This window comes from Streptomyces sp. NPDC107575, assembly GCF_055657265.1.
The window spans coordinates 591,269-613,161 of record NZ_JBVKBG010000004.1; the positions used below are offsets into that span (position 1 = coordinate 591,269).

General features: G+C 70.9%; 19 protein-coding genes. 14 read left to right on the plus strand and 5 right to left on the minus strand.

The annotated features are described in order from the left end of the window. Positions 1–11: 11 nt before the first annotated feature. The 3 genes from ACZ7L4_RS22355 to ACZ7L4_RS22365 are packed head-to-tail and all read right to left on the minus strand — an operon-like array spanning position 12 to position 3,462. Complete coding sequence (locus ACZ7L4_RS22355) at positions 12–1,154, minus strand: acyltransferase family protein (RefSeq protein ID WP_472104891.1); 1,143 nt, start codon at positions 1,152–1,154, stop codon at positions 12–14. Continuing rightward, the gene (locus tag ACZ7L4_RS22360; protein ID WP_472104893.1) at positions 1,151–2,488 is read right to left on the minus strand and encodes a polysialyltransferase family glycosyltransferase; all 1,338 of its coding nucleotides are present in this window, start codon (positions 2,486–2,488) and stop codon (positions 1,151–1,153) included. Before ACZ7L4_RS22360 ends, ACZ7L4_RS22355 begins: the two co-directional genes overlap by 4 nt. Beyond that, the gene (locus ACZ7L4_RS22365) at positions 2,485–3,462 is read right to left on the minus strand and encodes a glycosyltransferase family 2 protein (RefSeq protein WP_472104895.1); all 978 of its coding nucleotides are present in this window, start codon (positions 3,460–3,462) and stop codon (positions 2,485–2,487) included. The genes ACZ7L4_RS22360 and ACZ7L4_RS22365 overlap by 4 nt, the downstream gene beginning before the upstream one ends. 198 nt (positions 3,463–3,660) lie before the next feature. On the opposite strand from ACZ7L4_RS22365, the gene ACZ7L4_RS22370 reads away from it, so the two are divergent. The 12 genes from ACZ7L4_RS22370 (at position 3,661) to ACZ7L4_RS22425 (ending at position 18,160) form a co-directional block, all read left to right on the plus strand. Then, on the plus strand, positions 3,661–4,962 hold the full coding sequence (locus ACZ7L4_RS22370; protein WP_472104897.1) for a DUF6716 putative glycosyltransferase: 1,302 nt from the start codon (positions 3,661–3,663) through the stop codon (positions 4,960–4,962). A gap of 44 nt (positions 4,963–5,006) precedes the next feature. Beyond that, positions 5,007–6,326 carry a cytidylyltransferase domain-containing protein gene (locus ACZ7L4_RS22375; RefSeq protein ID WP_472104898.1) on the plus strand — a complete coding sequence of 440 codons (1,320 nt, stop codon included), beginning with the start codon at positions 5,007–5,009 and terminating at the stop codon, positions 6,324–6,326. Positions 6,327–6,338: 12 nt separating this feature from the next. Next, positions 6,339–7,286: an N-acetylneuraminate synthase family protein gene (locus ACZ7L4_RS22380; RefSeq protein ID WP_472104899.1), complete on the plus strand. Its 948-nt coding sequence runs from the start codon at positions 6,339–6,341 to the stop codon at positions 7,284–7,286. Between the two features lie 71 nt (positions 7,287–7,357). After that, the gene (locus ACZ7L4_RS22385) at positions 7,358–8,383 is read left to right on the plus strand and encodes a hypothetical protein (protein WP_450817120.1); all 1,026 of its coding nucleotides are present in this window, start codon (positions 7,358–7,360) and stop codon (positions 8,381–8,383) included. A 237-nt stretch (positions 8,384–8,620) separates the two neighbouring features. Next, the gene (locus ACZ7L4_RS22390; protein WP_472104900.1) at positions 8,621–9,805 is read left to right on the plus strand and encodes a Cmx/CmrA family chloramphenicol efflux MFS transporter; all 1,185 of its coding nucleotides are present in this window, start codon (positions 8,621–8,623) and stop codon (positions 9,803–9,805) included. A 162-nt stretch (positions 9,806–9,967) separates the two neighbouring features. Continuing rightward, positions 9,968–11,218: an amidohydrolase gene (locus tag ACZ7L4_RS22395; protein WP_472104901.1), complete on the plus strand. Its 1,251-nt coding sequence runs from the start codon at positions 9,968–9,970 to the stop codon at positions 11,216–11,218. 123 nt (positions 11,219–11,341) lie between these two features. Further along, positions 11,342–12,403, plus strand: coding sequence for a BMP family lipoprotein (locus ACZ7L4_RS22400; RefSeq protein ID WP_472104902.1), 1,062 nt, complete (start codon positions 11,342–11,344; stop codon positions 12,401–12,403). 204 nt (positions 12,404–12,607) lie between these two features. After that, complete coding sequence (locus ACZ7L4_RS22405; protein ID WP_472104903.1) at positions 12,608–13,666, plus strand: BMP family lipoprotein; 1,059 nt, start codon at positions 12,608–12,610, stop codon at positions 13,664–13,666. 156 nt (positions 13,667–13,822) lie between these two features. Then, on the plus strand, positions 13,823–15,379 hold the full coding sequence (locus ACZ7L4_RS22410) for an ABC transporter ATP-binding protein (protein WP_472105640.1): 1,557 nt from the start codon (positions 13,823–13,825) through the stop codon (positions 15,377–15,379). 2 nt (positions 15,380–15,381) lie between these two features. Then, the gene (locus tag ACZ7L4_RS22415; RefSeq protein ID WP_472104905.1) at positions 15,382–16,524 is read left to right on the plus strand and encodes an ABC transporter permease; all 1,143 of its coding nucleotides are present in this window, start codon (positions 15,382–15,384) and stop codon (positions 16,522–16,524) included. Continuing rightward, a complete protein-coding gene (locus ACZ7L4_RS22420; protein WP_472104907.1) occupies positions 16,521–17,777 on the plus strand; it encodes an ABC transporter permease in 1,257 nt (418 codons plus the stop codon). Before ACZ7L4_RS22415 ends, ACZ7L4_RS22420 begins: the two co-directional genes overlap by 4 nt. Beyond that, on the plus strand, positions 17,774–18,160 hold the full coding sequence (locus ACZ7L4_RS22425; RefSeq protein WP_472104909.1) for a cytidine deaminase: 387 nt from the start codon (positions 17,774–17,776) through the stop codon (positions 18,158–18,160). Before ACZ7L4_RS22420 ends, ACZ7L4_RS22425 begins: the two co-directional genes overlap by 4 nt. A 106-nt stretch (positions 18,161–18,266) precedes the next feature. Here ACZ7L4_RS22425 and ACZ7L4_RS22430 read toward each other — a convergent pair whose 3' ends face one another. Further along, entirely contained in the window at positions 18,267–18,698 is a 432-nt protein-coding gene (locus tag ACZ7L4_RS22430; RefSeq protein ID WP_472104911.1) for an ester cyclase, read from the minus strand. Positions 18,699–18,875: 177 nt separating this feature from the next. On the opposite strand from ACZ7L4_RS22430, the gene ACZ7L4_RS22435 reads away from it, so the two are divergent. After that, complete coding sequence (locus ACZ7L4_RS22435; protein ID WP_472104913.1) at positions 18,876–20,153, plus strand: thymidine phosphorylase; 1,278 nt, start codon at positions 18,876–18,878, stop codon at positions 20,151–20,153. A 95-nt stretch (positions 20,154–20,248) separates the two neighbouring features. Continuing rightward, on the plus strand, positions 20,249–20,839 hold the full coding sequence (locus ACZ7L4_RS22440; RefSeq protein WP_472104915.1) for a Uma2 family endonuclease: 591 nt from the start codon (positions 20,249–20,251) through the stop codon (positions 20,837–20,839). A 3-nt stretch (positions 20,840–20,842) separates the two neighbouring features. On the opposite strand, the gene ACZ7L4_RS22445 is transcribed toward ACZ7L4_RS22440, so the two are convergent. Continuing rightward, entirely contained in the window at positions 20,843–21,778 is a 936-nt protein-coding gene (locus ACZ7L4_RS22445) for an AEC family transporter (RefSeq protein ID WP_472104917.1), read from the minus strand. Positions 21,779–21,893: the final 115 nt, after the last annotated feature.

The following is a 21,893-nucleotide window of genomic DNA, read 5'->3' on the forward strand; positions in this document are numbered from 1 at the left end:
GCGGCCGCCGTCTAGGTCGCTCGCGGGCGCTGGTTCAGCGACCGGCGCAGCAGCGGCGTCGCCCACTTCTCGACGTAACGGTTCAGCAGCCAGGCGAGCGTCAGCATCACGGCGACGGTCGCCGCGAACGTGGCCCACGACGGCAGTCCCACGCGCCGGTGCAGGGCCGCGATCGCCACCCAGCCCAGGTGCTCGTGCACCAGGTAGAACGGGTACGTGAGGGCGCCCGCGACCGTCAGCCAGCGCCACTTCGCCCAGCTCGTCCAGCCGAGCGCGATCGCCGCCACCGCCGCGAAGCCGAGCGTGATCACCACGACGATCCCGAACGAGGACCGGTAGGAGAAGAAGTCCGGGTTGGGCGCGTGCCAGGTCCGGTCGACCGCGAAGTGCTGCCCGATCAGCCAGCTCACCGCGACGATGCCCCACGCCGTGACGTCGTGGCGGTTGCGGTGGACCAGGTACAGGCCGATGCCGCCGATGAAGAACGGCGCGTACTCCGGCATCAGGACGAGCGTCGCGAGCGGCTCGCCGGAGCCCTCCGCGAGCACCGCCGCCAGCGTCCACACCGCGCAGAACAGCACCACCCGGTGCCGGGTCGCGCCCGGCAGGACGACGCAGAGCGCGAACAGGGCGTAGAAGCGCAGCTCCGCCCAGAGCGTCCAGCACACGCCGAGGACCCGGTCGACGCCGAGCGGCTGCTGCAGCATGGTCAGGTTCACCAGCGCGTCGCTCGGCGACACCGCCTTGTACACCACGACCGGCAGCGCGAACACGGCCGTCACCAGGACGATCGCCACCCAGTACGAGGGCAGGAGACGGGCCGCGCGCGAGGCGAAGAAGGAGCGCAGGGGTCTGCCCCAGCCGCTCATGCAGATCACGAAGCCGCTGATCACGAAGAAGATCTGCACGCCGAGACAGCCGTACGCGAACCAGCCGTGCAGCGTGGGGAACTGGTCCTGCGGGGACGACCCCCATGCCTGGGAGACCTCGCCGTCCCGGCCCCCGTAGTGGTACGCCGCGACCATCAGCGCGGCGATCAGCCGCAGCCCGTCCAGGGCGTACAGGCGTGCCGGGTGGCGCGTGGGCACCGCCTTCGTCTGCTGTCCTGTCTGTGGCGCCGGAAGCGGGGGCAGCGTCGTGCCGGGAGCCGTCATCCGAGGGCCGCCCGCTTCAGGGAGCGGGCGCGCTTGGCGACCCGGCGCACCGTCGGGTTGCGCGGGATGAAGGAGAACTGCGCCGGGAGCGCGCCGGGCAGGGCGAGCGAGGTCAGCCGGCGCCGCTTGAAGTAGCGCCACGTGCGGTCGTCGAGCCGGGTCGCGAGATAGCGCTCGGCGGGTCGGCGCAGCTCCGGGTAGATCTTGGCCTGCATGGCGTAGCCGACCGCGCGCAGCAGCTCGTCCAGCTCGCCGACGGGCAGCGGCTGTTCCTGCGCCTCCACCGCCGTGCGGTCGGCCAGGTCGGGCAGCAGCGCGTCGACGATGGTGACCGGCACCCGGTTGCTGTTCTGGTAGGGCGTGAGGCGGTCCAGGAGTGTCGCGGTGCCGATGCGCGCCACCGGAATCCCGTACAGGGCGCTCGCGGTGAGCAGCGCCGTGGAGAAGCAGCCGACGACGAGCACCGGGCGCATCCGCTGGTAGAGGACCTCGGCGAGGACCGGCGTCTCCAGGACGGTCAGCTCGACGCCGAGGCGCTCCGCCTCCTTCTCCAGGACGCGGGACCAGCGGGCCGGGGCGGTGGGGTGCGGCTTGAACACGACGTGCTTGTGGCCGAGTTGGGCGGCGCCGCGCATCATCCGGACGTGCAGGTCCTCCTCCTCCTCGGCGCTGAGGATGCCGAGGGCAGAGAGGTACTGGCCCAGCAGGAGCGCCGGTTCACCGGGCAGGCGCGGCAGTTCGCCCGCCGCGTCGCACAGGTCGGCGAGCACCTTGAGGAAGACCTCGGTGGGGACGACCTCGGGCTCGACGCCGAACTCCGTGAGCAGCAGCGGCTTCAGGCCCGGCACCAGGTCGAGGTGGAGCAGGCGCCGCACCCGCGTGCCGATCAGCGGGTCGATCTTGTTGCGGGTCGGCCCGTAGCTCATCAGGCCGTCCGCGTACACGTCGACCGGGGCGCCCGCGAAGATCTGCGCGACGGCCATCGCCGGGTTGACCTGGATGGACTCCACGGCCAGCTCGACGTTGTCGTCGCCGAGGCCCCAGGTGAGCCGCAAGTACCGTTCCCACAGCGGGATGTCGTCGGCGCGCGGCGACCAGCTGCCGGGGTGGAAGGGGGCGATCGCCTCGTTCCACGACAGGACGCCGTCGAAGCGGCCCCGCAGCTGCTCGAAGCCGGGCATCTCGTCGACGGCGGGGGTGGTCTCGGGCGTCGCCGCGTTGTTGGCGATCAGCAGCAGCGTGCGGTCCGCCGGGGCGAACCGGTCCGCGTCCATGGCCGCGGCGAGGGTGGCGGCGCCGTACAGGGTCGACGCCAGCAGGATGCGGGTCGTCATGCCGTGACCTCCGCGCTGACCGGGCGGCGGCGGAGCCGGCGCAGGCGCGTGGCCCGCTGGGTGTCCATCGAGTCGAGCGCGTCGTCGAGCACGCCCTGCGGCATGCGCTTGAGCGCGGCCGCGCTGAGCGACTTCAATGTGCGGGCCACGGGTGGTTCGAACCTTTCGATGGATCCCAAGTGGTGGGAAATGATGGCGCAGTACGTGCGCACGGCCTTCGGCAGAAGCAGCTCCGCATCCCGGTCCTGGGCCGTTTCGCGGACGACCTGGTCGAATGCCCGGATGAAATCGAGCTGCCGTACGTCGCCGATCTGGGTGAGTGAGGACGAGACGCCGCGGCGATAGAAAACGCCCAAAGCGCTGACCGCCGCGAAGGATTTCGCCTCGCGGTGCAGCCGCCAGATCCACGGCCTGTCCTCCGCCGTGCGAAGGCCGTCGGTGAAGTGCAGAAGGCCCTCGTCGGCGAGCCGCCGGTGGTACATGCCGGCCCACGCGTAGGCGTAGTCGACGGCGGTCGAGCGGTCGGCGGGCAGGATCGCCGCGCGCGGGTCCATGACGACATCGCGCAGACCGTGCGGGAAGCGGTGCACCGAGCGGGCCCGCGCCGTACACTGGACGTGGTCCGTGCGCACGAAGTCGCAGCCCAGGCCCTCTATCGCGGCGAGCAGCCTGCTGTAGTAACCCGGGGCGAGCCAGTCGTCGCCGTCCAGGAAGGCGAGGTATTCGCCGCGGGCCCGGTCGAGTCCGGTGTTGCGGGCGGTCGCGAGTCCTCCGTTCCGTTCGTGTCGCACGACGACCGCGCCGGGCAGCTCGCGCTCGGCGCGCGCGAGAATGTCCGGTGTCTCGTCCTTGGAGCAGTCGTCGACGAGAATGAATTCGAAGTCCTCGCGTGCGTTCGCTCGCAGACTTCTGAGGGTGTCGGGCGCGTATTGCTGCACGTTGTAGAACGGCACGATGACGGAGAGCTTGACCACGACGGTGACGTTAGGGCGCGGCCCGGCATTCGTCTTGACCGGTGGCTTGATGTCAGGTGAACGAAGCGTGGCGGGACCGTGAACCGGCCCTGGCGCAGGCTTTTTCCGGGGCCGATTCGCCATTCGTCGGTGTGCTGTTAACCGTTTGTTGCATTCTGGTTGGGCCGCGGCTCGGAAATGCTTCCTAAGTTTTCCAGCGTGCCAGTAAGGAACGAAAAGCAGCTCAGGGTCGCCGTGCTCGCGGACTCCGACACCCGGTGGAAATGGGGGTCGCTCACCGCCTCCCGCATCGCCCCCGAAGGCGTCGCCCTCGACGGCTATCTGCTGCGCGGCCGAGCCACCCCGACCCCGCGCCAGCTCCGCGAGATCGGCGTCCGCGCCGACAGCCTGCGCGAGGTCACGGCCGTCGAATTCCTGCGCGAGATGAAGTCCGCAGCCTACGACGTGGTGCTGCTCGCGCTCGTCGGCGGGGGAGTCCAGGCCGTCCTGCACGGCCTCGCCCACGCCTGGCGGGGAGCGGAGCGCCGCCCCGTCGTCGTCACCGGCTACGTCGGCGTCGTCTACGAGAAGCTCGCCGACGGCCTCCTCCTGCGCCACGGAGCCGACGTCGTGCTCGCCAACTCGGCCTACGACGCGGACCGGTTCCGCGCCGTGTACGAGGGGGTGGGCGCGGACGCCTCCGCGGTCACCGAGTGCGCGCTGCCGTTCCTCGGCGGCGAGCCCTACGCCGGCGAACACGAGCCGTACACGGTGACCTTCGCGGCCCAGCCCTCCGTGCCGGACACGGCGGCCGACCGCGGCTACCTCCTCGACCGCCTGATCCGGCACGCCGAGGCGCACCCCGACCGCGAGGTGCTGCTCAAGCTGCGCAGCAAGCCCGGCGAGCACACCACGCACATCGAGGAGATCCCCTACCAGAAGCTCGCGCAGCGCCGCGAGCTGCCGGCCAACTTCCGGCTCGTGTACGGGAACATGGGCGAGGTCCTCGACCGCACCGACCTGCTCGTCACGGTCAGCTCCACCGCCGCCCTCGAATCCCTGCACCGGCGCATCCCGACCGCGCTCCTCACCGACCTCGGCGTGCGCGAGGCGCTCGGCAACCACCACTTCACCGGATCCGACTGCCTCGTCTCCTGGGACCAGTTGGACGCCGGGCTGCGGCCCGAACCCGACCCCGCGTGGCTCGCCCGGCAGGGCGTCGCCGCCGACGGCACGTACGAACGCGCCTTCGACGGCGTGCGGGCCCGCGTCACCGAGCTGCTCGCCAAGGACCGGGCCCCGCTCGCGCCCTATTACGACCGCACCACCGCCCCCGGCTATCTGCCGCGCATCCTCGCCCGCCACCACCTCGCGCCCGACGGCTCCCCGCTGCCCGGCGCGCCCGCCGCCGACCGGGCGCCGGGTCCTGTGCGGCAGGTCGTGCGCCGGGCCGCCCGCGGCGCCTACCGGCACGGGGTGCAGCGCGTCGCCCCCGTGATCCGGCGGATGGGGGAGCTGTGACCCCGCCTCTGAGGAATGACCCACTCCCTGAAGGAGAAGCGCACATGACCGACCTCGAGACGGTGCAGGGCGTCCCGGAGGCGGGCCTCGCCGCCCCCGTCCGGCGCGTCCTCGCCGTGATCCCGGCCCGCGGCGGATCCAAGGGCGTACCGGCGAAGAACCTGGCCCCGGTCGGCGGCGTGCCGCTGGTCGCCCGCGCCGTGCGCGAGTGCCTCGCCACCCGGCAGGTCACCGACGTCGTGGTCTCCACCGACGACGCGGCCATCGCCGCCGCAGCCCGGGACGCGGGCGCCGAGGTCGTCACCCGGCCCGTCGCCATCGCGGGCGACAAGTCCAGCTCCGAGGCCGCCGTGCTGCACGCCATGGACGCGCACGAGGCGCTGCACGGCGCGGCCGTCGACGTGGTGCTGCTCGTCCAGTGCACGAGCCCCTTCCTCGTACGGGAGGACATCGACGCGGTGGTCGGCGCGATCCTCGACAAGGGAGCGGACAGCGCGCTGACCGTGGCGCCCTTCCACGGGTTCGTGTGGCGCCATGAGGACGACGAGCCGCGTCCCGCCACCGTGCACGGCGCGGCCGCCGAGGCGGGCGGCGTCGCCGTCCTCGCCGACCGGCAGACCGCGACCGGCGGCGGCTACGGCGTCAACCACGACAAGTCCCAGCGCCAGATGCGCCAGGACCGCCCCCAGGACCTCCTGGAGACCGGCGCCGTCTACGGCATGGAGACCGGCGGATTCCGCCGCCACGAGCACCGCTTCTTCGGCCGCACCGAACTCGTGCGCACCGACCCCGCGCGGGTCCTGGAGATCGACGACCCGCACGACCTGGCCCGCGCCCGCGCGCTGGCCCCCCTCTTCGACCAGCAGTCGGCGCTTCCCGCCAAGGAAGACATCGACGCGGTCGTCCTCGACTTCGACGGCACCCAGACCGACGACAAGGTGCTGATCGACTCCGAAGGACGGGAGTTCGTCACCGTGCACCGCGGTGACGGCCTCGGCATCGCGGCCCTCCGCAGGAGCGGCCTCGAACTGCTGATCCTGTCCACGGAGGTGAACCCGGTCGTCGCCGCCCGGGCCCGGAAGCTCAAGATCCCGGTCCTGCACGGCATCGACCGTAAGGACCTCGCACTCAAGCAGTGGTGCGAGGAGCAGGGCATCGCGCCCGAGCGCGTGCTCTACGTCGGCAACGACGTCAACGACCTCCCGTGCTTCGCCCTCGCCGGCTGGCCCGTGGCGGTCGCGAACGCCCACGACGTCGTGCGCGGCGCCGCACGCGCCGTCACCACCGTCCCCGGAGGCGAAGGCGCGATCCGAGAGATCGCCAGCTGGATCCTCGGCCCTTCTCTCGACTCCCTCGAAAAGTAAGGAACGCAAGCCATGACTGCTCAGACCCCCAACTCCCGCATCCGCAAGTTCGGTTCGCGCGAGGCAGGCCCCGGCCGCCCCGTCTACATCACCGGCGAGATCGGCATCAACCACAACGGTGACCTGGAGAACGCGTTCCGCCTGATCGACGCGGCCGCCGACGCCGGCTGCGACGCCGTCAAGTTCCAGAAGCGCACCCCCGAGATCTGCACGCCGCGCGACCAGTGGGACATCGAGCGGGACACCCCCTGGGGCCGCATGACGTACATCGACTACCGCCACCGCGTCGAGTTCGGCGAGGACGAGTACCGGGCCATCGACGAGTACTGCAAGAAGCGCGGCATCGACTGGTTCGCCTCCCCGTGGGACACCGAGGCCGTCGCCTTCCTGGAGAAGTTCGACGTCCCCGCCCACAAGGTGGCCTCCGCGTCCCTCACCGACGACGAGCTGCTCCGCGCCCTGCGCGCCACCGGCCGCACCGTCATCCTCTCCACCGGCATGTCGACGCCGAAGCAGATCCGCCACGCGGTCGAGGTCCTCGGCTCCGACAACATCCTGATGTGCCACGCCACGTCGACGTACCCGTCGGTCGCCGAGGAGCTCAACCTCCGCGTCATCAACACCCTCCAGGCCGAGTACCCGAACGTCCCGATCGGCTACTCCGGCCACGAGACCGGCCTGCAGACCACGCTCGCCGCCGTCGCCCTCGGCGCCACCTTCGTCGAGCGCCACATCACCCTCGACCGCGCCATGTGGGGCTCCGACCAGGCCGCCTCCGTGGAGCCGCAGGGCCTCCAGCGGCTCGTCCGCGACATCCGCACCATCGAGGAGTCCCTCGGTGACGGCGTCAAGAAGGTCTACGAGTCCGAGCTCGGCCCGATGAAGAAGCTGCGCCGCGTGCCGGGCGTCGTCGCGGAGGCGGAGATCGCCGTCGCCGCCGGTGAGCCGGTGGGTGTGTGACCTCAACCCCTGAGCGGCCCGGCGCGGTTGACCGCGCGCCGGGCCGCTCTCGGCGCCCTCGGGAGGGCAGCATGTCCGGCAGTACGTTGTGCTTCGTCGAGAGCCCGGTGCAGCTCCTCAACGTCCTGGAGTGGGCCCACCACCAGGAGGTCACCGCGACCGTCGTGGTGCTCTCGCCCACCGACCCGATGACCCGCGGCCAGTTGCGCCGCATGGCCGAACTCGCCCGCACCGAAGGGCACACGGTCCGCTGGGAAGAGGCCCGCGGCGGCGCCGGCGCACCCTTCCAGACCATCGGCGGGCTCGCCCCCTCGCTGCGCAGGGCCGACCGGATCGTCCTCGGCGACCCGTTCTCCCGCTACGTACAGCTGCTGCTCACGATCACGCGTGCCCGTGAGCTCGTCGTCGTCGACGACGGCACCGCCACCATGGAGTTCGTCGCCCAACTGGTGCGCGGCGAACGGCTCGTGCGCTGGCACCGGCGCGGCGGCAGGACGGGCCCGCGCGACCTCGTCTTCGGCCCCGTCGCGGCCGCCGCCCGGCGCAGGCTCACCGCGCACGCCCGCCGCGACTCCGTCTCGGTGTTCACGTCGATGCCGGTCGACGAGGCCCCCGAAGGCGTCACGGTGTCCTCCAACGACTACGCCTGGACCCGCGCCCGCTTCGGCCCGCCCCGCATCACGCGCGGCGCCGACATGGTCGGCACGTCCCTCGTCGAGACCGGGGTCGTCGACCTGGAGCAGTACCTCCTCGCGGTCCGCGAACTGGCCCGCGCGCACGGCGCCACCCGCTACTTCGCGCACCGCCGCGAGAGCGCCGACAAGCTGCACCGGCTCGCCGCCGAGACCGGCCTGGAGATCGTCCGCCCCGACCTCCCGCTGGAGCTGATCGCCCGGCGCGGCCCCATAGGCCGGACCATCCTCAGCTTCCCGTCGACCGTCGTGCACACCCTGCCCATCGCCCTCGCCGGCACCGGCGTGAAGGTCGCGGTGTGCGAGATCGACCCGGCGTGGCTGCGCCACGGCGTCTCCGACCACGCGCAGGGCTTCCTGGCGGGCATCTCGGGCTCGGCGCGCGGCGCGGTGCGGGCGGTGTAGGTCCGGGCCGTGCGAAACCCGCTGGCCGCCGTACGGACACAGGCCGTACGCTCGCTCCCGTGACCAGCCCCGAGTCCGACAGACTCCGGCCACCGGCAGCCGTCCGGTGGCCTTCCTCCGCGCACCGCTGAGGCCCGTCCCTTCCCGGACCAGGCCTCCGCCGCCGCATGCCACAGCCACCGCACGACCTGCCGGAACCGCGACCCCACCCCTTCTCCACGGTCACGGAGTTCCGTCGTGCCATTCGCTCTCCACCTGCTCGCCCTCGCCGTCTTCGCGCAGGGAACATCCGAGTTCATGCTCTCGGGGCTCGGCCCCGACATCGCCCGGGACCTGGGCGTCTCCATCCCCGCCGCCGGCGCGCTCACCTCCGCCTTCGCGATCGGCATGATCGTCGGGGCGCCCCTCACCGCGGTCCTCGCGGCACGCTGGCCGCGCCGCCCGGCCCTCTTCGGCTTCCTCCTCGCCTTCGCCCTCGCGCACGTCGTCGGCGCGCTGACGACGAGCTTCCCCGTGCTGCTCGGCACGCGCGTCGTCGCGGCGCTCGCCAACGCCGGGTTCCTCGCGGTCGCCCTCGCCACGGCGGTGGGCATGGTCGCCCCCGACGCCAAGGGCCGCGCCACGTCGGTCCTGCTCGGCGGCACCACCCTGGCCTGCGTCGCGGGCGTGCCCGGCGGGGCCCTGCTCGGCGGGCTCCTCGGCTGGCGGGCCGCGTTCTGGGCCGTCGCGCTGATCTGCGTACCCGCGCTGATCGCCGTGCTGCGGTCGGTGCCCGCGGCGTCCGGTCCCGGCCCGCGCGGCGGCGTACGCACGGAGCTGCGGGCCCTGCGCGGCCCGCGCCTGCTCACGGTGCTGCTGCTCGGCGCACTGGTCAACGCCGCCACGTTCTGCACGTTCACGTACCTGGCGCCGGTGGCCACCGAGATCACCGGGATCGACGAGACCTGGATCCCGGCGCTGCTGGCCCTCTTCGGCCTCGGCTCGTACGCCGGGGTCAGCACGGCGGGCCGGTTCTCGGACACGTATCCGAAGCGGGTCGTCGGGATCGGCGGGGCGGCGCTCCTGCTCGGCTGGGTCCTCCTCGCCCTCCTCGCGGGAAACACCCCGGCGACCCTGATCCTCGCCTTCGTCCAGGGCGGCCTCTCCTTCGCGGTCGGCTCGACCCTGATCGCGCGGGCCCTCTACGCGGCGTCGGGCGCGCCCACCCTCGCGGGCGGCCTCGCGACAGCCGCGCTCAACATCGGCGCGGCCCTCGGCCCGTGGGCCGGCGGCCTCGCGATCGGGGGCGGCCTCGGGTACCGGGGCGTACCGCTGGCGAGCGCGTTGCTCGTGGCGCTCGCGTTCGTTGTGACGTGTGTCGCACGAGTGGTGCGCGGGAGGACCGATGGCGAGGCCACCGACGAGGCCGTCCTCGCGGGCTGAGACGCAGGTCGAGGCGCACGTCCAGGCACAGCCGGAAAAGAGTCTTCATACCCTTCCTGTGCGATCCACATGCGCATCGCGGCCATGTTTCTTACCCCAATCCGGCTGAACTTTTGTTGATCGCGGGTTGGTTGGCCCCTGCATCGCCCTACCCTTCAGAGGGTGAACCAGTTGAAGTCCCGTGAGTCAGAGGCCGACAAGCCCGGGGAATCCGTGCCGGGCACCGCACTTCCGGGTGCGCTGCCCGAGGCGCTCCGCGCCGAACTCGTTGCCTTCCGGCGCGACATGCACATGCACCCCGAGCTGGGCAATCAGGAGTTCCGCACCACCGCGGCGCTCAAGACCCGGCTCGAGCAGGCGGGGCTCGCGCCGCGACTGCTCGGCATGGGGACCGGCCTCATCTGTGACATCGGCACCGAGGACGGCGAGTGGCGTGGCGGGCGCGGCATGCTCGCGCTGCGCGCCGACATCGACGCGCTGCCGATCCCGGACACCAAGACGGACTGCGCCTACCGGTCGACGGTGCCGGACCGGGCGCACGCGTGCGGGCACGACGTGCACACCACGGTCGTGCTCGGCGCGGGCCTCGTCCTGGCGGACCTGCACAGCAAGGGCCAACTGCCGCACCCCGTACGGCTGCTGTTCCAGCCGGCGGAGGAGGTGCTGCCCGGCGGCGCGCCCGACGCGATCGAGTGCGGGGTCCTGGACGGCGTACGCGGCATCATCGGCGTGCACTGCGACCCGAAGGTCGACGCGGGGCGCATCGGGATCAGGCCGGGGCCCATCACGTCGGCGTGCGACCGCCTGGAGGTCACGCTCGACGGTCCCGGCGGTCACACGGCGCGACCGCACCTGACGACCGACCTGGTCACGGCCGCGGCCAAGGTCGCCACGGAGGTCCCCGCGCTCGTCGCCCGCCGCGTCGACGCCCGCTCGGGGCTCGCCGTGACGTGGGGGCGCCTGGAGACGGGGCACGCGTGCAACGTGATCCCGCAGCACGCCGAGCTGTCCGGCACGGTGCGCTGCCTCGATCTCGACGCGTGGCGGCAGGCGCCCGACCTCGTGCACGGCGCCATCCAGGAGATCGCGGACCTGTACCGCGCGAAGCCGGTGGTCAACTACATCCGCGGGGTCCCGCCGGTGGTCAACGACCCGGTGGTCACGGACCTGTTGCGCGACGCGATGGCGGCCCGCCGCGGCCCCGACTCGGTCGAGGACACGCAGCAGAGCCTCGGCGGCGAGGACTTCTCCTGGTACCTGGAGCACGTCCCCGGCGCGATGGCCCGCCTCGGCGTGAAGCCGCCGGGCGACCGGGGGTCCCGGGACCTCCACCAGGGCGACTTCGACGTGGACGAGTCGGCGATCACGGTCGGCGTGGAACTCTTCACGGCGGCGGCGTTGCTGGACACCTGAGCGCGGGGTACCGGCACGAATCGGTAACGCCCCCGTCAAGGGCATTCCTCGGACTTTCTACGCGCGTTATCGTGCGCCGAACTGGGCGCCATACAAGGCGTGTTGGACGAATGGGGACTCCTGATGCGTCGAATACCGCGGCTCACGAAGATGGCCGTAGGCATCACCGGCCTGGCGCTCGCCGCCACCGCCTGTGGCGGCACCAGCAGCGAGAAGGGCGGAAGCGGCGACAAGAGCGGTGAGAAGCTCGGCCTCGCCATCGCGTACGACGTCGGCGGCAAGGGCGACCAGTCGTTCAACGACTCCGCCTACGAGGGCATGCTCAAGGCGAAGAAGGAGTTCGGCTACAAGACCGCCGACCAGGAGCCGAAGGACGGCGAGTCCGACGACGACAAGGTGCAGCGGCTCGCCAACCTCGCGAAGGCCGGCTACAACCCGGTCGTCGGCATCGGCTACGCCTACGGCCCGGCGATGAAGGAAGCCTCGAAGAAGTACCCGAAGACGACCTTCGGCATCGTCGACTCGGTCGTCGAGGGCAAGAACGTGGCCTCGCTGGTCTTCGCCGAGAACGAGTCCTCCTACCTGGCCGGTGTCGCCGCGGCCAAGGCCACCAAGTCCGACCACGTCGGCTTCGTCGGCGGCGTCGACAACGAACTGATCAACAAGTTCGAGGCCGGCTTCGAGCAGGGCGTCGAGGACACCAAGAAGGGCGTCAAGATCGAGGTCCAGTACCTCGACGAGGACCCCGCCAAGGGCTTCGCCAGCCCCGACCTCGGCGAGGCAGCCGCCAACAAGCAGCTGGAGGACGGCGCCGACGTGATCTACCACGCGGCGGGCCTGTCCGGGCAGGGCGTCATCAAGGCGGCCGCCGAGCAGAAGAAGTGGGTCATCGGCGTCGACTCCGACCAGTACAAGCAGAAGACCCTCGCCAAGTACAAGGACTACATCCTCACTTCGGCGCTCAAGGAGGTCGGTGAGTCCGTGTACTCGCTGGCCAAGTCCGTCGAGGACAAGAAGCCGCTGAGCGGGGTGCAGACCTTCGATCTCAAGGTCGACGGCGTGGGGGCCTCGGAGTCCAACCCGAAGTTCAAGGAGATCGCGGGTCTCGCGGACGCGGTCGCCAAGGCCAAGGAGGGCATCGTCGGCGGTTCGATCAAGGTCGCCACGAAGCCGGCGAAGCAGTGACCCGGACGGGCTGAGCCCGATCCGAACGGTGCCGCCGGCCGGGCCCGACCGGCGGCACCGCAAACCCGGCCGTATACGGCCTCGTACCCCGTCGATAACAGTCTGGACAACCAGGGTTCTCTGTCGGGTCTACGCGCGTTACTCTGCGGCGAACTCAGCGTCGGCCCCCTGCTGTTCCGGCGCTTGTACGAAGGAGCACTTCTCATGCGCCGGGTTTCCCGTATAGCGGTCGCAGGCACCGCGACCGCCTCGCTCGCCCTCGCCCTCTCCGCCTGCGGAGGCACCTCGTCGGACGCCCAGTCGTCCTCCGACGGTGGCAAGGACAAGGGCCTCGCCATCGCCTACGACGTCGGCGGCAAGGGCGACCAGTCGTTCAACGACGCCGCGTACGACGGCCTCCGCCAGGCCAAGAAGGAGTTCGGCTACCAGGTCGCCGACCAGGAGCCGAAGGACGGCGAGTCCGACGACGACAAGACCCAGCGCCTCGTGCAGCTGGCGAAGATGGGCTACAACCCGGTCGTCGGCATCGGCTACGCGTACGCGCCCGCCGTCAAGGAGGCCGCGGCGAAGTACCCGAAGACCACCTTCGGCATCGTCGACGACGCGACCGCCAAGGGCGACAACATCGCCGACCTGGTCTTCCAGGAGAACGAGGTGTCCTACCTCGCCGGTGTCACCGCCGCCCTGAAGACCAAGTCGGACACCGTGGGCTTCGTCGGCGGCGTCGACAACGCGCTGATCAACAAGTTCCAGGCCGGTTTCGAGCAGGGCGTCAAGGACACCAAGAAGGGCGTCAAGGTCGAGGTCCAGTACCTCGACGAGGACCCCGCGAAGGGCTTCGCCTCGCCGGACCTCGGCAAGGCCGCCGCCGAGAAGCAGCTGGAGGACGGCGCCGACGTCGTCTACCACGCGGCCGGCCTGTCCGGGCAGGGCGTCATCGAGGCGGCCGCCGCCGAGAAGGCGTACGCGATCGGTGTCGACTCCGACCAGTACTCCCAGGCCCCGCTGAAGAAGTACAAGAAGTACATCATCACCTCCGCCACCAAGGACGTCGCCAAGGCGATCTTCAACCTGGCGCAGTCGGTGGAGGACGGCAAGCCGGAGACCGGTGTCGTCACCGGTGACCTGAAGTCCGGCGAGGTCTCGCTCGCCGACTCCAACCCCGAGTTCAAGAGCGACTCCAAGCTCCAGGCGGCCCTGAAGAAGGCCGAGCAGGGCATCGTCGACGGCTCCGTCAAGGTGCCGGAGAAGCCCCAGAAGTAACACGCGGGAAGCCGGGCGCGGGGTGTCGGTGCTCTCCTTCGGGAGGAGCCTTCTTCCCCGCGCCCTTCATCTGCGATCCTGCTCGAACTCACTTCTCGCACACCGCTGTTGGGGCGCTACGCGTGTAGGCGACCCCCTTCCCCAGGAGAGTGCGCCATCGCCACGTCAAGCTCCCCTCCCACCACCGTCGCCGTGGAACTCAAGGGCATCACCAAGCGGTTCCCCGGTGTGGTCGCCAACCACGACATCCGCCTCACCGTCCACAAGGGCACCGTGCACGCCCTGGTGGGGGAGAACGGGGCGGGCAAGTCGACCCTGATGAAGATCCTCTACGGCATGCAGAAGCCGGACGAGGGCACCATCACCATCGCCGGTGAGGAGGTCTCGTACTCCTCGCCCGCCGACGCCATCGCGCGCGGCATCGGCATGGTCCACCAGCACTTCATGCTCGCGGACAACCTCACCGTCCTGGAGAACGTCGTCCTCGGCAGCGAGAAGCTGTACGGGATCGGCGGCAGGGCCCGCCGCAAGATCCTGGAGATATCCGAGCGCTACGGGCTCGGGGTGCGCCCCGACGTCCTCGTCGAGGACCTCGGCGTCGCCGACCGGCAGCGCGTGGAGATCCTCAAGGTCCTCTACCGCGGCGCCACCACCCTGATCCTCGACGAGCCGACCGCCGTGCTCGTCCCGCAGGAGGTCGACGCGCTCTTCGACAACCTGCGCGGGCTCAAGGCCGAGGGCCTGTCCGTCATCTTCATCTCGCACAAGCTCGGCGAAGTCCTCTCCGTGGCCGACGAGATCACCGTCATCCGGCGCGGCACCACGGTCGGCACCGCCGTCCCCGCCGAGACGACGCCGAAGCAGCTCGCCGAGCTGATGGTGGGCAGCGAACTGCCCACCCCGGAGACGGCGGAGTCCACCGTCACCGACCGCCCGGTCGTCGAGGTCGACGAGCTGCGCCTCGCGGCGCCGCACGGCGGCAAGCCGCTCCTCGACGGCATCACGTTCACCATCCACGCGGGCGAGGTCCTCGGCCTCGCGGGCGTCGAGGGCAACGGGCAGACCGAGCTGATCGAGGCGCTGATCGGCCTGGAGCACGCGGACAGCGGCACCATCAAGCTGCTCGGCGAGGAGATCACCTCCTGGGCCACCCGCAGGCGCCGCGAGTCCGGCATCGGCTACATCCCCGAGGACCGGCACCGCCACGGCCTCGTCCTGAGCGCCCCGCTCTGGGAGAACCGGATGCTCGGCCACGTCACCGAGCGGCCCAACAGCAAGGGCTTCTGGCTCGATCCGAAGGCCGCGCAGGCCGACACCGAGCGGATCGTCAAGGAGTACGACGTCCGCACCCCCGGCATCGACGTCACCGCGGACTCCCTGTCCGGCGGCAACCAGCAGAAGCTGATCGTCGGCCGGGAGATGAGCCACAACCCGAAGTTCCTGATCGCCGCCCACCCCACCCGCGGTGTGGACGTCGGCGCGCAGGCGCAGATCTGGGACCAGATCCGGGCGGCCCGCCACGAGGGGCTCGCGGTGCTGCTCATCTCGGCCGACCTCGACGAGCTGATCGGCCTCTCCGACACCCTCCGGGTCATCTACGACGGCCGCCTCGTCGCCGACGCCGACCCGGCAGCCATCACCCCGGAGGAGCTGGGATCCGCCATGACCGGTGCGGCCTCGGGCCACCTGGAGCACACGGAAGACGGTGCCTGACCATGAACATCAGCAAGCGCTGGGATTCCGAGAGGATCCTGCTCGCCGTCGCAGGACCGGTCATCGCCCTGGTCGTGGCGTTCGCCCTGACCGCGATCGTGCTCGCGGCGTCCGGCGAGAACCCGATCGAACCGTTCTCGATCATGTTCGAGCAGGCGACGTTCTCCGACGTCCAGGTGCTCATCATCAATGACGCCGCCGGCCTCTACGTCGGCGCGCTCGCGGTGGCCATCGGCTTCCGGATGAACCTCTTCAACATCGGCGTCGAGGGCCAGTACCGGCTCGCCGCCTGTGTCGCCGCCATCGTCGGCGCGCACATCGCGTTCCCGGCCTTCCTCCAGATCCCGCTGCTCATCCTGTCGGCGGCCGTGACCGGCGCGATCTGGTCCGGCATCGCGGGCATCCTCAAGGTGACCCGCGGCGTCAGCGAGGTCGTCTCCACGATCATGCTGAACTCGATCGCGGCCTCCGTCATCGCGTACCTCACCCTGGAGGACGCCTTCGGCGTCGCCGTCGGCAACAACCGCACCACCGGCGAGATGGACAAGGCGGGCTGGTTCCCCGGCATCAGCCTGGGCGACGCCGTCGGCACCATCTACGGCTTCGTCTTCGTCGCGATCGCGCTTGGTGTCGTCTACTGGGTGATGCTCAACCGCACCCGCTTCGGCTTCGACCTGCGGGCCTCCGGCGCCTCCGACACCGCGGCCGCGGCCTCCGGCGTCTCGGCGAAGAAGATGGTCCTCACGGCGATGCTCCTGTCGGGCGCGGTCGCGGGCCTCGCCGGTCTGCCGACGCTGCTGGGCTCGACGCACACCTTCTCCGACTCGTTCCCGGCCGCGCTCGGCTTCAACGCCATCACGGTGGCGCTGCTCGGCCGCAACAGCCCGGTCGGCATGGCGCTGGCCTCGCTGCTCCTGTCCTGGCTGTTCAACGCGGCCGACCCGCTGGACCTCCAGGGCTACAGCTCCGAGATCGCCACGATCATGCAGGGCCTCATCGTGATCGCCGTCGTCGTCTCCTACGAGGCCGTCCGCGTCTGGGGCACCCGCCGCCAGCAGCAGCGCGTCGGCGCCGAACTCGCCGCGGGCCATGTGCTCACCGCCTCCGACAACAACGACAAGAAGCCGGAGGTGGCCGCCCGATGAGTACGGCTCCCGTTCTCGACAAGCCCGCGGCGCCGACGGCGCGGCGGAAACTCAGCCTCCCGGTCCTGCTCCTGGTCATCGCGGGCCTGCTCTGCCTGGTCTCCGCGGTCCGCCTGATCACCGACGCCAACGGCCTGACCTCCGTCAGCCAGATGTCGACCGCGCTCCAACTCGCCGTACCCATCGGCATGGCGGGCCTCGGCGGTCTGTGGGCGGAGCGCGCGGGCGTCGTCAACATCGGCCTCGAAGGCATGCTGATCCTCGGCACCTGGTTCGGCGCCTGGGCCGGCTACCAGTGGGGTCCCTGGGTCGGCGTGATCGCCGCGTTGATCGGCGGTGCGCTCGGCGGCCTGGTGCACGCCCTCGCCACGGTCACCTTCAACGTCAACCACATCGTCTCCGGTGTGGCCATCAACATCCTCGCCCTCGGCGCCACCCGCTACCTGTCCGTCCTGATGTACGACGGGATGGAGGGCGCCACCTCCCGCCAGTCGCCCGCGGTGCCCTCGCTCGGAGAGTTCACGGTCCCCGGCCTCGCGGACGCCCTCGCCGACCTCAACAAGCAGGGCTGGTTCCTGATCTCGGACGTCGCGGGCCTGCTCGGCGGCGTCATGACGGGCGTGTCCTGGCTGACGCTCATCGCGGTGCTCCTGGTCCCCGCTTCCTGGTGGATCCTGTGGCGCACCTCGTTCGGCCTGCGGCTGCGGTCCTGCGGCGAGAACCCGGTCGCGGCCGAGTCCCTCGGCGTCAACGTCATCAAGTACAAGTACGTGGCCGTGATCGTCTCCGGCGCCCTCGCGGGCCTCGGCGGCGCGTTCCTGTCGATGGTGTCCTCCAACTACTACCTGGAGGGCCAGACGGGCGGCCGCGGCTACATCGGCCTCGCCGCGATGATCTTCGGCAACTGGATGCCGGGCGGACTCGCCCTGGGCGCGGGCCTGTTCGGCTACAGCGACACCCTCAAGGTGCGCGGCGGCACCGAGAACACGCACGCGCTGCTCCTGCTGATCGCGCTCCTCGCGCTCCTCGCGGTGGCCTGGCTGATCTGGAAGAAGAAGTACGTGGGCGCGGTAGTCACCCTGGCCGTCTCGGTCCTGCTCTTCTTCTGGTACTCCTCCACCGATTCGGTACCGAGCCAGGTCGCCACGGCCATGCCGTACGTCCTGACGATGCTCGTCCTGGCACTCTCGGCACAGCGCCTGCGCATGCCGAAGGCGAACGGCAAGCCGTACCGGAAGGGGCAAGGCACGTGACGGTCGACTGGGACCACCTGAGAGCGGCGGCTCGCGAGGCCATGTCCCGCGCGTACGCCCCGTACTCGGGATTCCCGGTCGGCGCGGCGGCCCTGGTGGACGACGGCCGCACGGTCTCCGGCTGCAACGTCGAGAACGCCTCGTACGGCCTCGGCCTGTGCGCGGAGTGCGGCCTCGTGTCGGAACTGGCGGCGACGGGTGGCGGCCGCCTCACCCACTTCACGTGCGTGGACGGCAAGGGCGACCTGCTGATGCCGTGCGGCCGCTGCCGTCAGCTCCTGTACGAGTTCGGGGGGCGTGAGCTGCTCCTGGAGACGGCGTCGGGCGTACGGACGCTGGGCGAGATGCTGCCGGACGCCTTCGGACCGGAGCACCTCAACTGACCTGCCCGTGAACCCTCTTGAGGGCCGTCTTCCCGACCCGGTTCCGATCCGGTCGGAGAGACGGCCCTTTTGCCGTCGCGCGCGCGGCCGACGAGAGCCTCGTCGGCTACTTCCAGGCGCCGAGCTGGCGCAGCTGCGCGAGGGCGTCGACGACCCCCCAGATCTCCACGATGCGCTCGCCGTCGAACCGGAAGACGAACATCTCGTCGTACGCGACGGCGTTCCCGGTCGCGGCGATCCCGTGGAACTCGCCCCGGTGCGTGCCGGTCACCCGGTTCCTGATGACGACCTTGTCGTCCTCGGCGATCACGTCCTGGACGGCGACGTGCAGATCCGGGTAGGCGCGCAGCAGCACCACCCACACCTGCTTCAGGGCCTGCGCGCCGGTCATCCCGGTCGGGGTCGGGGAGTGGAACAGGACGTCGGGGGCGACGAGTTGGTCGACGGCCTTGGCGAAGACCTCCGCGTCGCCGGAGTTCATGGCGTCGTGGAAGCGGGCGAACAGTACCTTGTTGGCGGCGGCCTGGTCGGTGGACATGGACCCTCCTCGGTGGCGGTGCCGGCGTTCTGGACGGCGTTCCGGATTGCGTTCCGAAGTGGATGACGGTCGGGTCCGGCCGAATGTGACATCGCCTTCACGCGAGCCGTCTATGCGCGTAGAGTCGGCGTGCCAGAGAGCGCGTCACGCCCGCCCTGAACCGTTGGAGGATCTGCCATGGACGTCATCTCCGTCATCCGTACGAAGCGGGACCGCGGGCGGCTCTCCGACGCGCAGATCGACTGGGTCGTGGACGCCTATACGCGCGGCGACGTCGCCGACGAGCAGATGTCCGCCCTGGCCATGGCGATCTTCCTGAACGGGATGGACCGCGCGGAGATCGCCCGGTGGACCGCCGCGATGATCGACTCCGGTGACCGGATGGACTTCTCGGCCCTGTCCCGCCCCACCGCCGACAAGCACTCCACGGGCGGCGTCGGCGACAAGATCACGCTGCCGCTCGCGCCCCTCGTCGCGGCCTGCGGCGCGGCCGTGCCGCAGCTGTCGGGGCGCGGTCTCGGCCACACCGGCGGCACGCTCGACAAGCTGGAGGCGATCCCCGGCTGGCGCGCGAACATCACCAACGACGAGATGATGCGCACCCTCGAGGACGTCGGCGCGGTCGTCTGCGCGCCGGGCAGCGGCCTCGCCCCCGCCGACAAGAAGCTGTACGCGCTGCGCGACGTGACGGCCACCGTGGAGTGCATCCCGCTGATCGCCTCCTCGATCATGTCGAAGAAGATCGCGGAGGGCACGGGCTCACTGGTCCTCGACGTGAAGGTCGGCTCGGGGGCCTTCATGAAGGAGATCGGCCCGGCCCGCGAACTGGCCCGCACGATGGTCGGGTTGGGCGCCGACCACGGCCTTCCGACGGTCGCCCTCGTTACCGACATGAACACCCCGCTGGGCCTCACCGCGGGCAACGCGCTCGAAGTCCGGGAATCCGTCGAGGTGTTGGCGGGCGGCGGCCCCGCCGACGTCGTCGAGCTGACCCTCGCCCTCGCCCGCGAGATGCTCGACGCGGCGGGCCTGAAGGACGCCGACCCGGCGAAGGCGCTCGCCGACGGCCGCGCGATGGACGCGTGGCGACGGATGATCGCGGCACAGGGCGGCGACCCGGACGCGGCCCTGCCGACGGCCCGCGAGACGCACGTGGTGACGGCGGCGGAGTCCGGCGTGCTCACCCGCCTCGACGCGATGGGCGTGGGCCTCGCCGCCTGGCGCCTCGGCGCGGGCCGCTCCCGCAAGGAGGACCCGGTGCAGGCGGCGGCGGGCGTCGAACTCCACGCCAAGCCGGGGGACTCCGTCTTCGCGGGGCAGGTGCTCATGACGCTGCACACGGACACGCCCGACCGCTTCGCGTACGCGCTCGAAGCACTGGAGGGCGCGTACGACATCGCCCCCGCCGGCACGGACTTCACGGCGCGCCCCATTCTGCTGGAACGTATCGCCTGACCTGCGGTTTCCTCCTTCGGGTGAACGGGACCGGTGGACCTGTGCCGGTCTCGTTCGGCATGCTGGTATCGGTGACGACCGATAGGAGCACCGCCATGAGCGCACTCGCCGTCGAGCCCGAGCCCGCCAAGGGGTCGGACTGGGACGAGATCGTCCGTGTCTGGGAGGACACGGACGCCCCCGAGGGCTGCAAGGTGGAGATCATCGAGGGGATCGTCACCTTGGCACCGCCGCCTTCCGAAGCACACAACGACGCCGCCGAGCTGGTCACCGAAGTCCTCTGGCCCGTCCGGCCCAAGGACTGCGGGATCTACCAGACCCTGGGCCTGGTGGCTGCCGACGCCGCCGGGCTCTACATCCCCGACCTCTGCGTCGTCCCCCGTGCCGCGCTCCGTGAGCGCAGGCGCGTCCAGGCGGCGGAGGCCGAACTGGTCGTCGAGATCACCTCGCAGAGCAACGCCAACCACGACCGCGTCAAGAAGGCCCACGGCTACGCGAAGGCGGGAGTCCCGCTCTATCTGCTGCTCGACCCGTGGCACTCCGGCCGCCCGACGGCCACCCTCTACGGGGAACCGGACAACGGCACGTACCGCGTGCTGGCCTCCGTCGAGTACGGCGAGGAACTCGCCCTGCCCGCCCCCTTCGACGTCACCCTCGACACCAACGCGCTTCCCCTGAACGACTGACGGTCACCCCAACAACGCCGCCACCACGACCAGCGCCGGCACCGACGCCATCGTCGACAGCAGGATCGACTCCCGCGCCAGGCGCTCGCCCACCCGGTAGTGGCTCGCGTACGTGAAGATGTTCTGGGCCGCCGGAAGCGCCGACGTCACCACGACGTCGAGCAGCCGCGCCCCGTGCAGCCCGAACACGAAGGACGCGAGCGCCCACGCCACCACCGGCTGGCCGACGGCCTTCAGCACCGTCGAGAGCAGCACCGGCACGCGGTCCGCGCCCCGGCCGCCCGGCCAGGAACTCCCGCACAGCGATATCCCGAACGCGATGAGGATCGCGGGCACCGACATGTTCGCGATCAGTTCCAGCGGGTCGAAGATCGGTGACGGCACCGTCCACCCCGTCGCCGACACCAGCACCCCGCACAGCGAGCCGATCGCGATCGGGTTCCGGAACGGGGTCAGCAGCCGCTGCGCCCACGAGAGCCGCTCCGCACCGGTCGCCGACGCCCCCGTCAGGTCGAGCACCGTCAGCGCCACCGGCGTCACCACGAGCTGCTGGAAGAGCAGCACCGGGGCGACGAGCGAGGCGTCCCCGAGGACGTACACCGCGATCGGGATGCCCAGATTCCCCGAGTTCACATAGCTGGAGCACAGCGCGCCGATCGTGGTCCGGCCCGCGCCCCACCCGCGGATGACACCCGCCGCGATGAACAGGCCGGCCATCGCCGCCGTGGACAGCGCGGTGACGAGCAGGCTCGGCGAGAGGATCACCGCCAGGTCCGCCTTGGCCAGCATCGTGAACAGCAGCGCGGGCGTCGCCACATGGAACGTCAGCTTCGTGAGGACCTCGCGGCCCTCGGCGCCCAAGTGGCCGCGCCGCCCGATGACGTAGCCGACCGCGATGACGATCGCGATGACCGCGAAACCGTTGAGTACCCCCTGCACACGTCAAGACTCCGTCGTGAGCGGATCGCCGGTCAACGTTGATCCACTATCCGAATCAACGTGATCCAGCCCACGCATCAGTCTCCGGACGGGACCGATGAATTCCGCACCGCCG

Bases quoted from the DNA above. Each gene is read 5' to 3' on its own strand.
- ACZ7L4_RS22440 (WP_472104915.1), top strand. From the start codon at position 20,249: ATGAGCGCACTCGCCGTCGAGCCCGAGCCCGCCAAGGGGTCGGACTGG.
- ACZ7L4_RS22405 (WP_472104903.1), top strand. From the start codon at position 12,608: ATGCGCCGGGTTTCCCGTATAGCGGTCGCAGGCACCGCGACCGCCTCG.
- ACZ7L4_RS22415 (WP_472104905.1), top strand. From the start codon at position 15,382: ATGAACATCAGCAAGCGCTGGGATTCCGAGAGGATCCTGCTCGCCGTC.
- ACZ7L4_RS22420 (WP_472104907.1), top strand. From the start codon at position 16,521: ATGAGTACGGCTCCCGTTCTCGACAAGCCCGCGGCGCCGACGGCGCGG.
- ACZ7L4_RS22385 (WP_450817120.1), top strand. From the start codon at position 7,358: ATGTCCGGCAGTACGTTGTGCTTCGTCGAGAGCCCGGTGCAGCTCCTC.
- ACZ7L4_RS22435 (WP_472104913.1), top strand. From the start codon at position 18,876: ATGGACGTCATCTCCGTCATCCGTACGAAGCGGGACCGCGGGCGGCTC.
- ACZ7L4_RS22375 (WP_472104898.1), top strand. From the start codon at position 5,007: ATGACCGACCTCGAGACGGTGCAGGGCGTCCCGGAGGCGGGCCTCGCC.
- ACZ7L4_RS22355 (WP_472104891.1), bottom strand. From the start codon at position 1,154: ATGACGGCTCCCGGCACGACGCTGCCCCCGCTTCCGGCGCCACAGACA.
- ACZ7L4_RS22400 (WP_472104902.1), top strand. From the start codon at position 11,342: ATGCGTCGAATACCGCGGCTCACGAAGATGGCCGTAGGCATCACCGGC.
- ACZ7L4_RS22380 (WP_472104899.1), top strand. From the start codon at position 6,339: ATGACTGCTCAGACCCCCAACTCCCGCATCCGCAAGTTCGGTTCGCGC.
- ACZ7L4_RS22430 (WP_472104911.1), bottom strand. From the start codon at position 18,698: ATGTCCACCGACCAGGCCGCCGCCAACAAGGTACTGTTCGCCCGCTTC.
- ACZ7L4_RS22360 (WP_472104893.1), bottom strand. From the start codon at position 2,488: ATGACGACCCGCATCCTGCTGGCGTCGACCCTGTACGGCGCCGCCACC.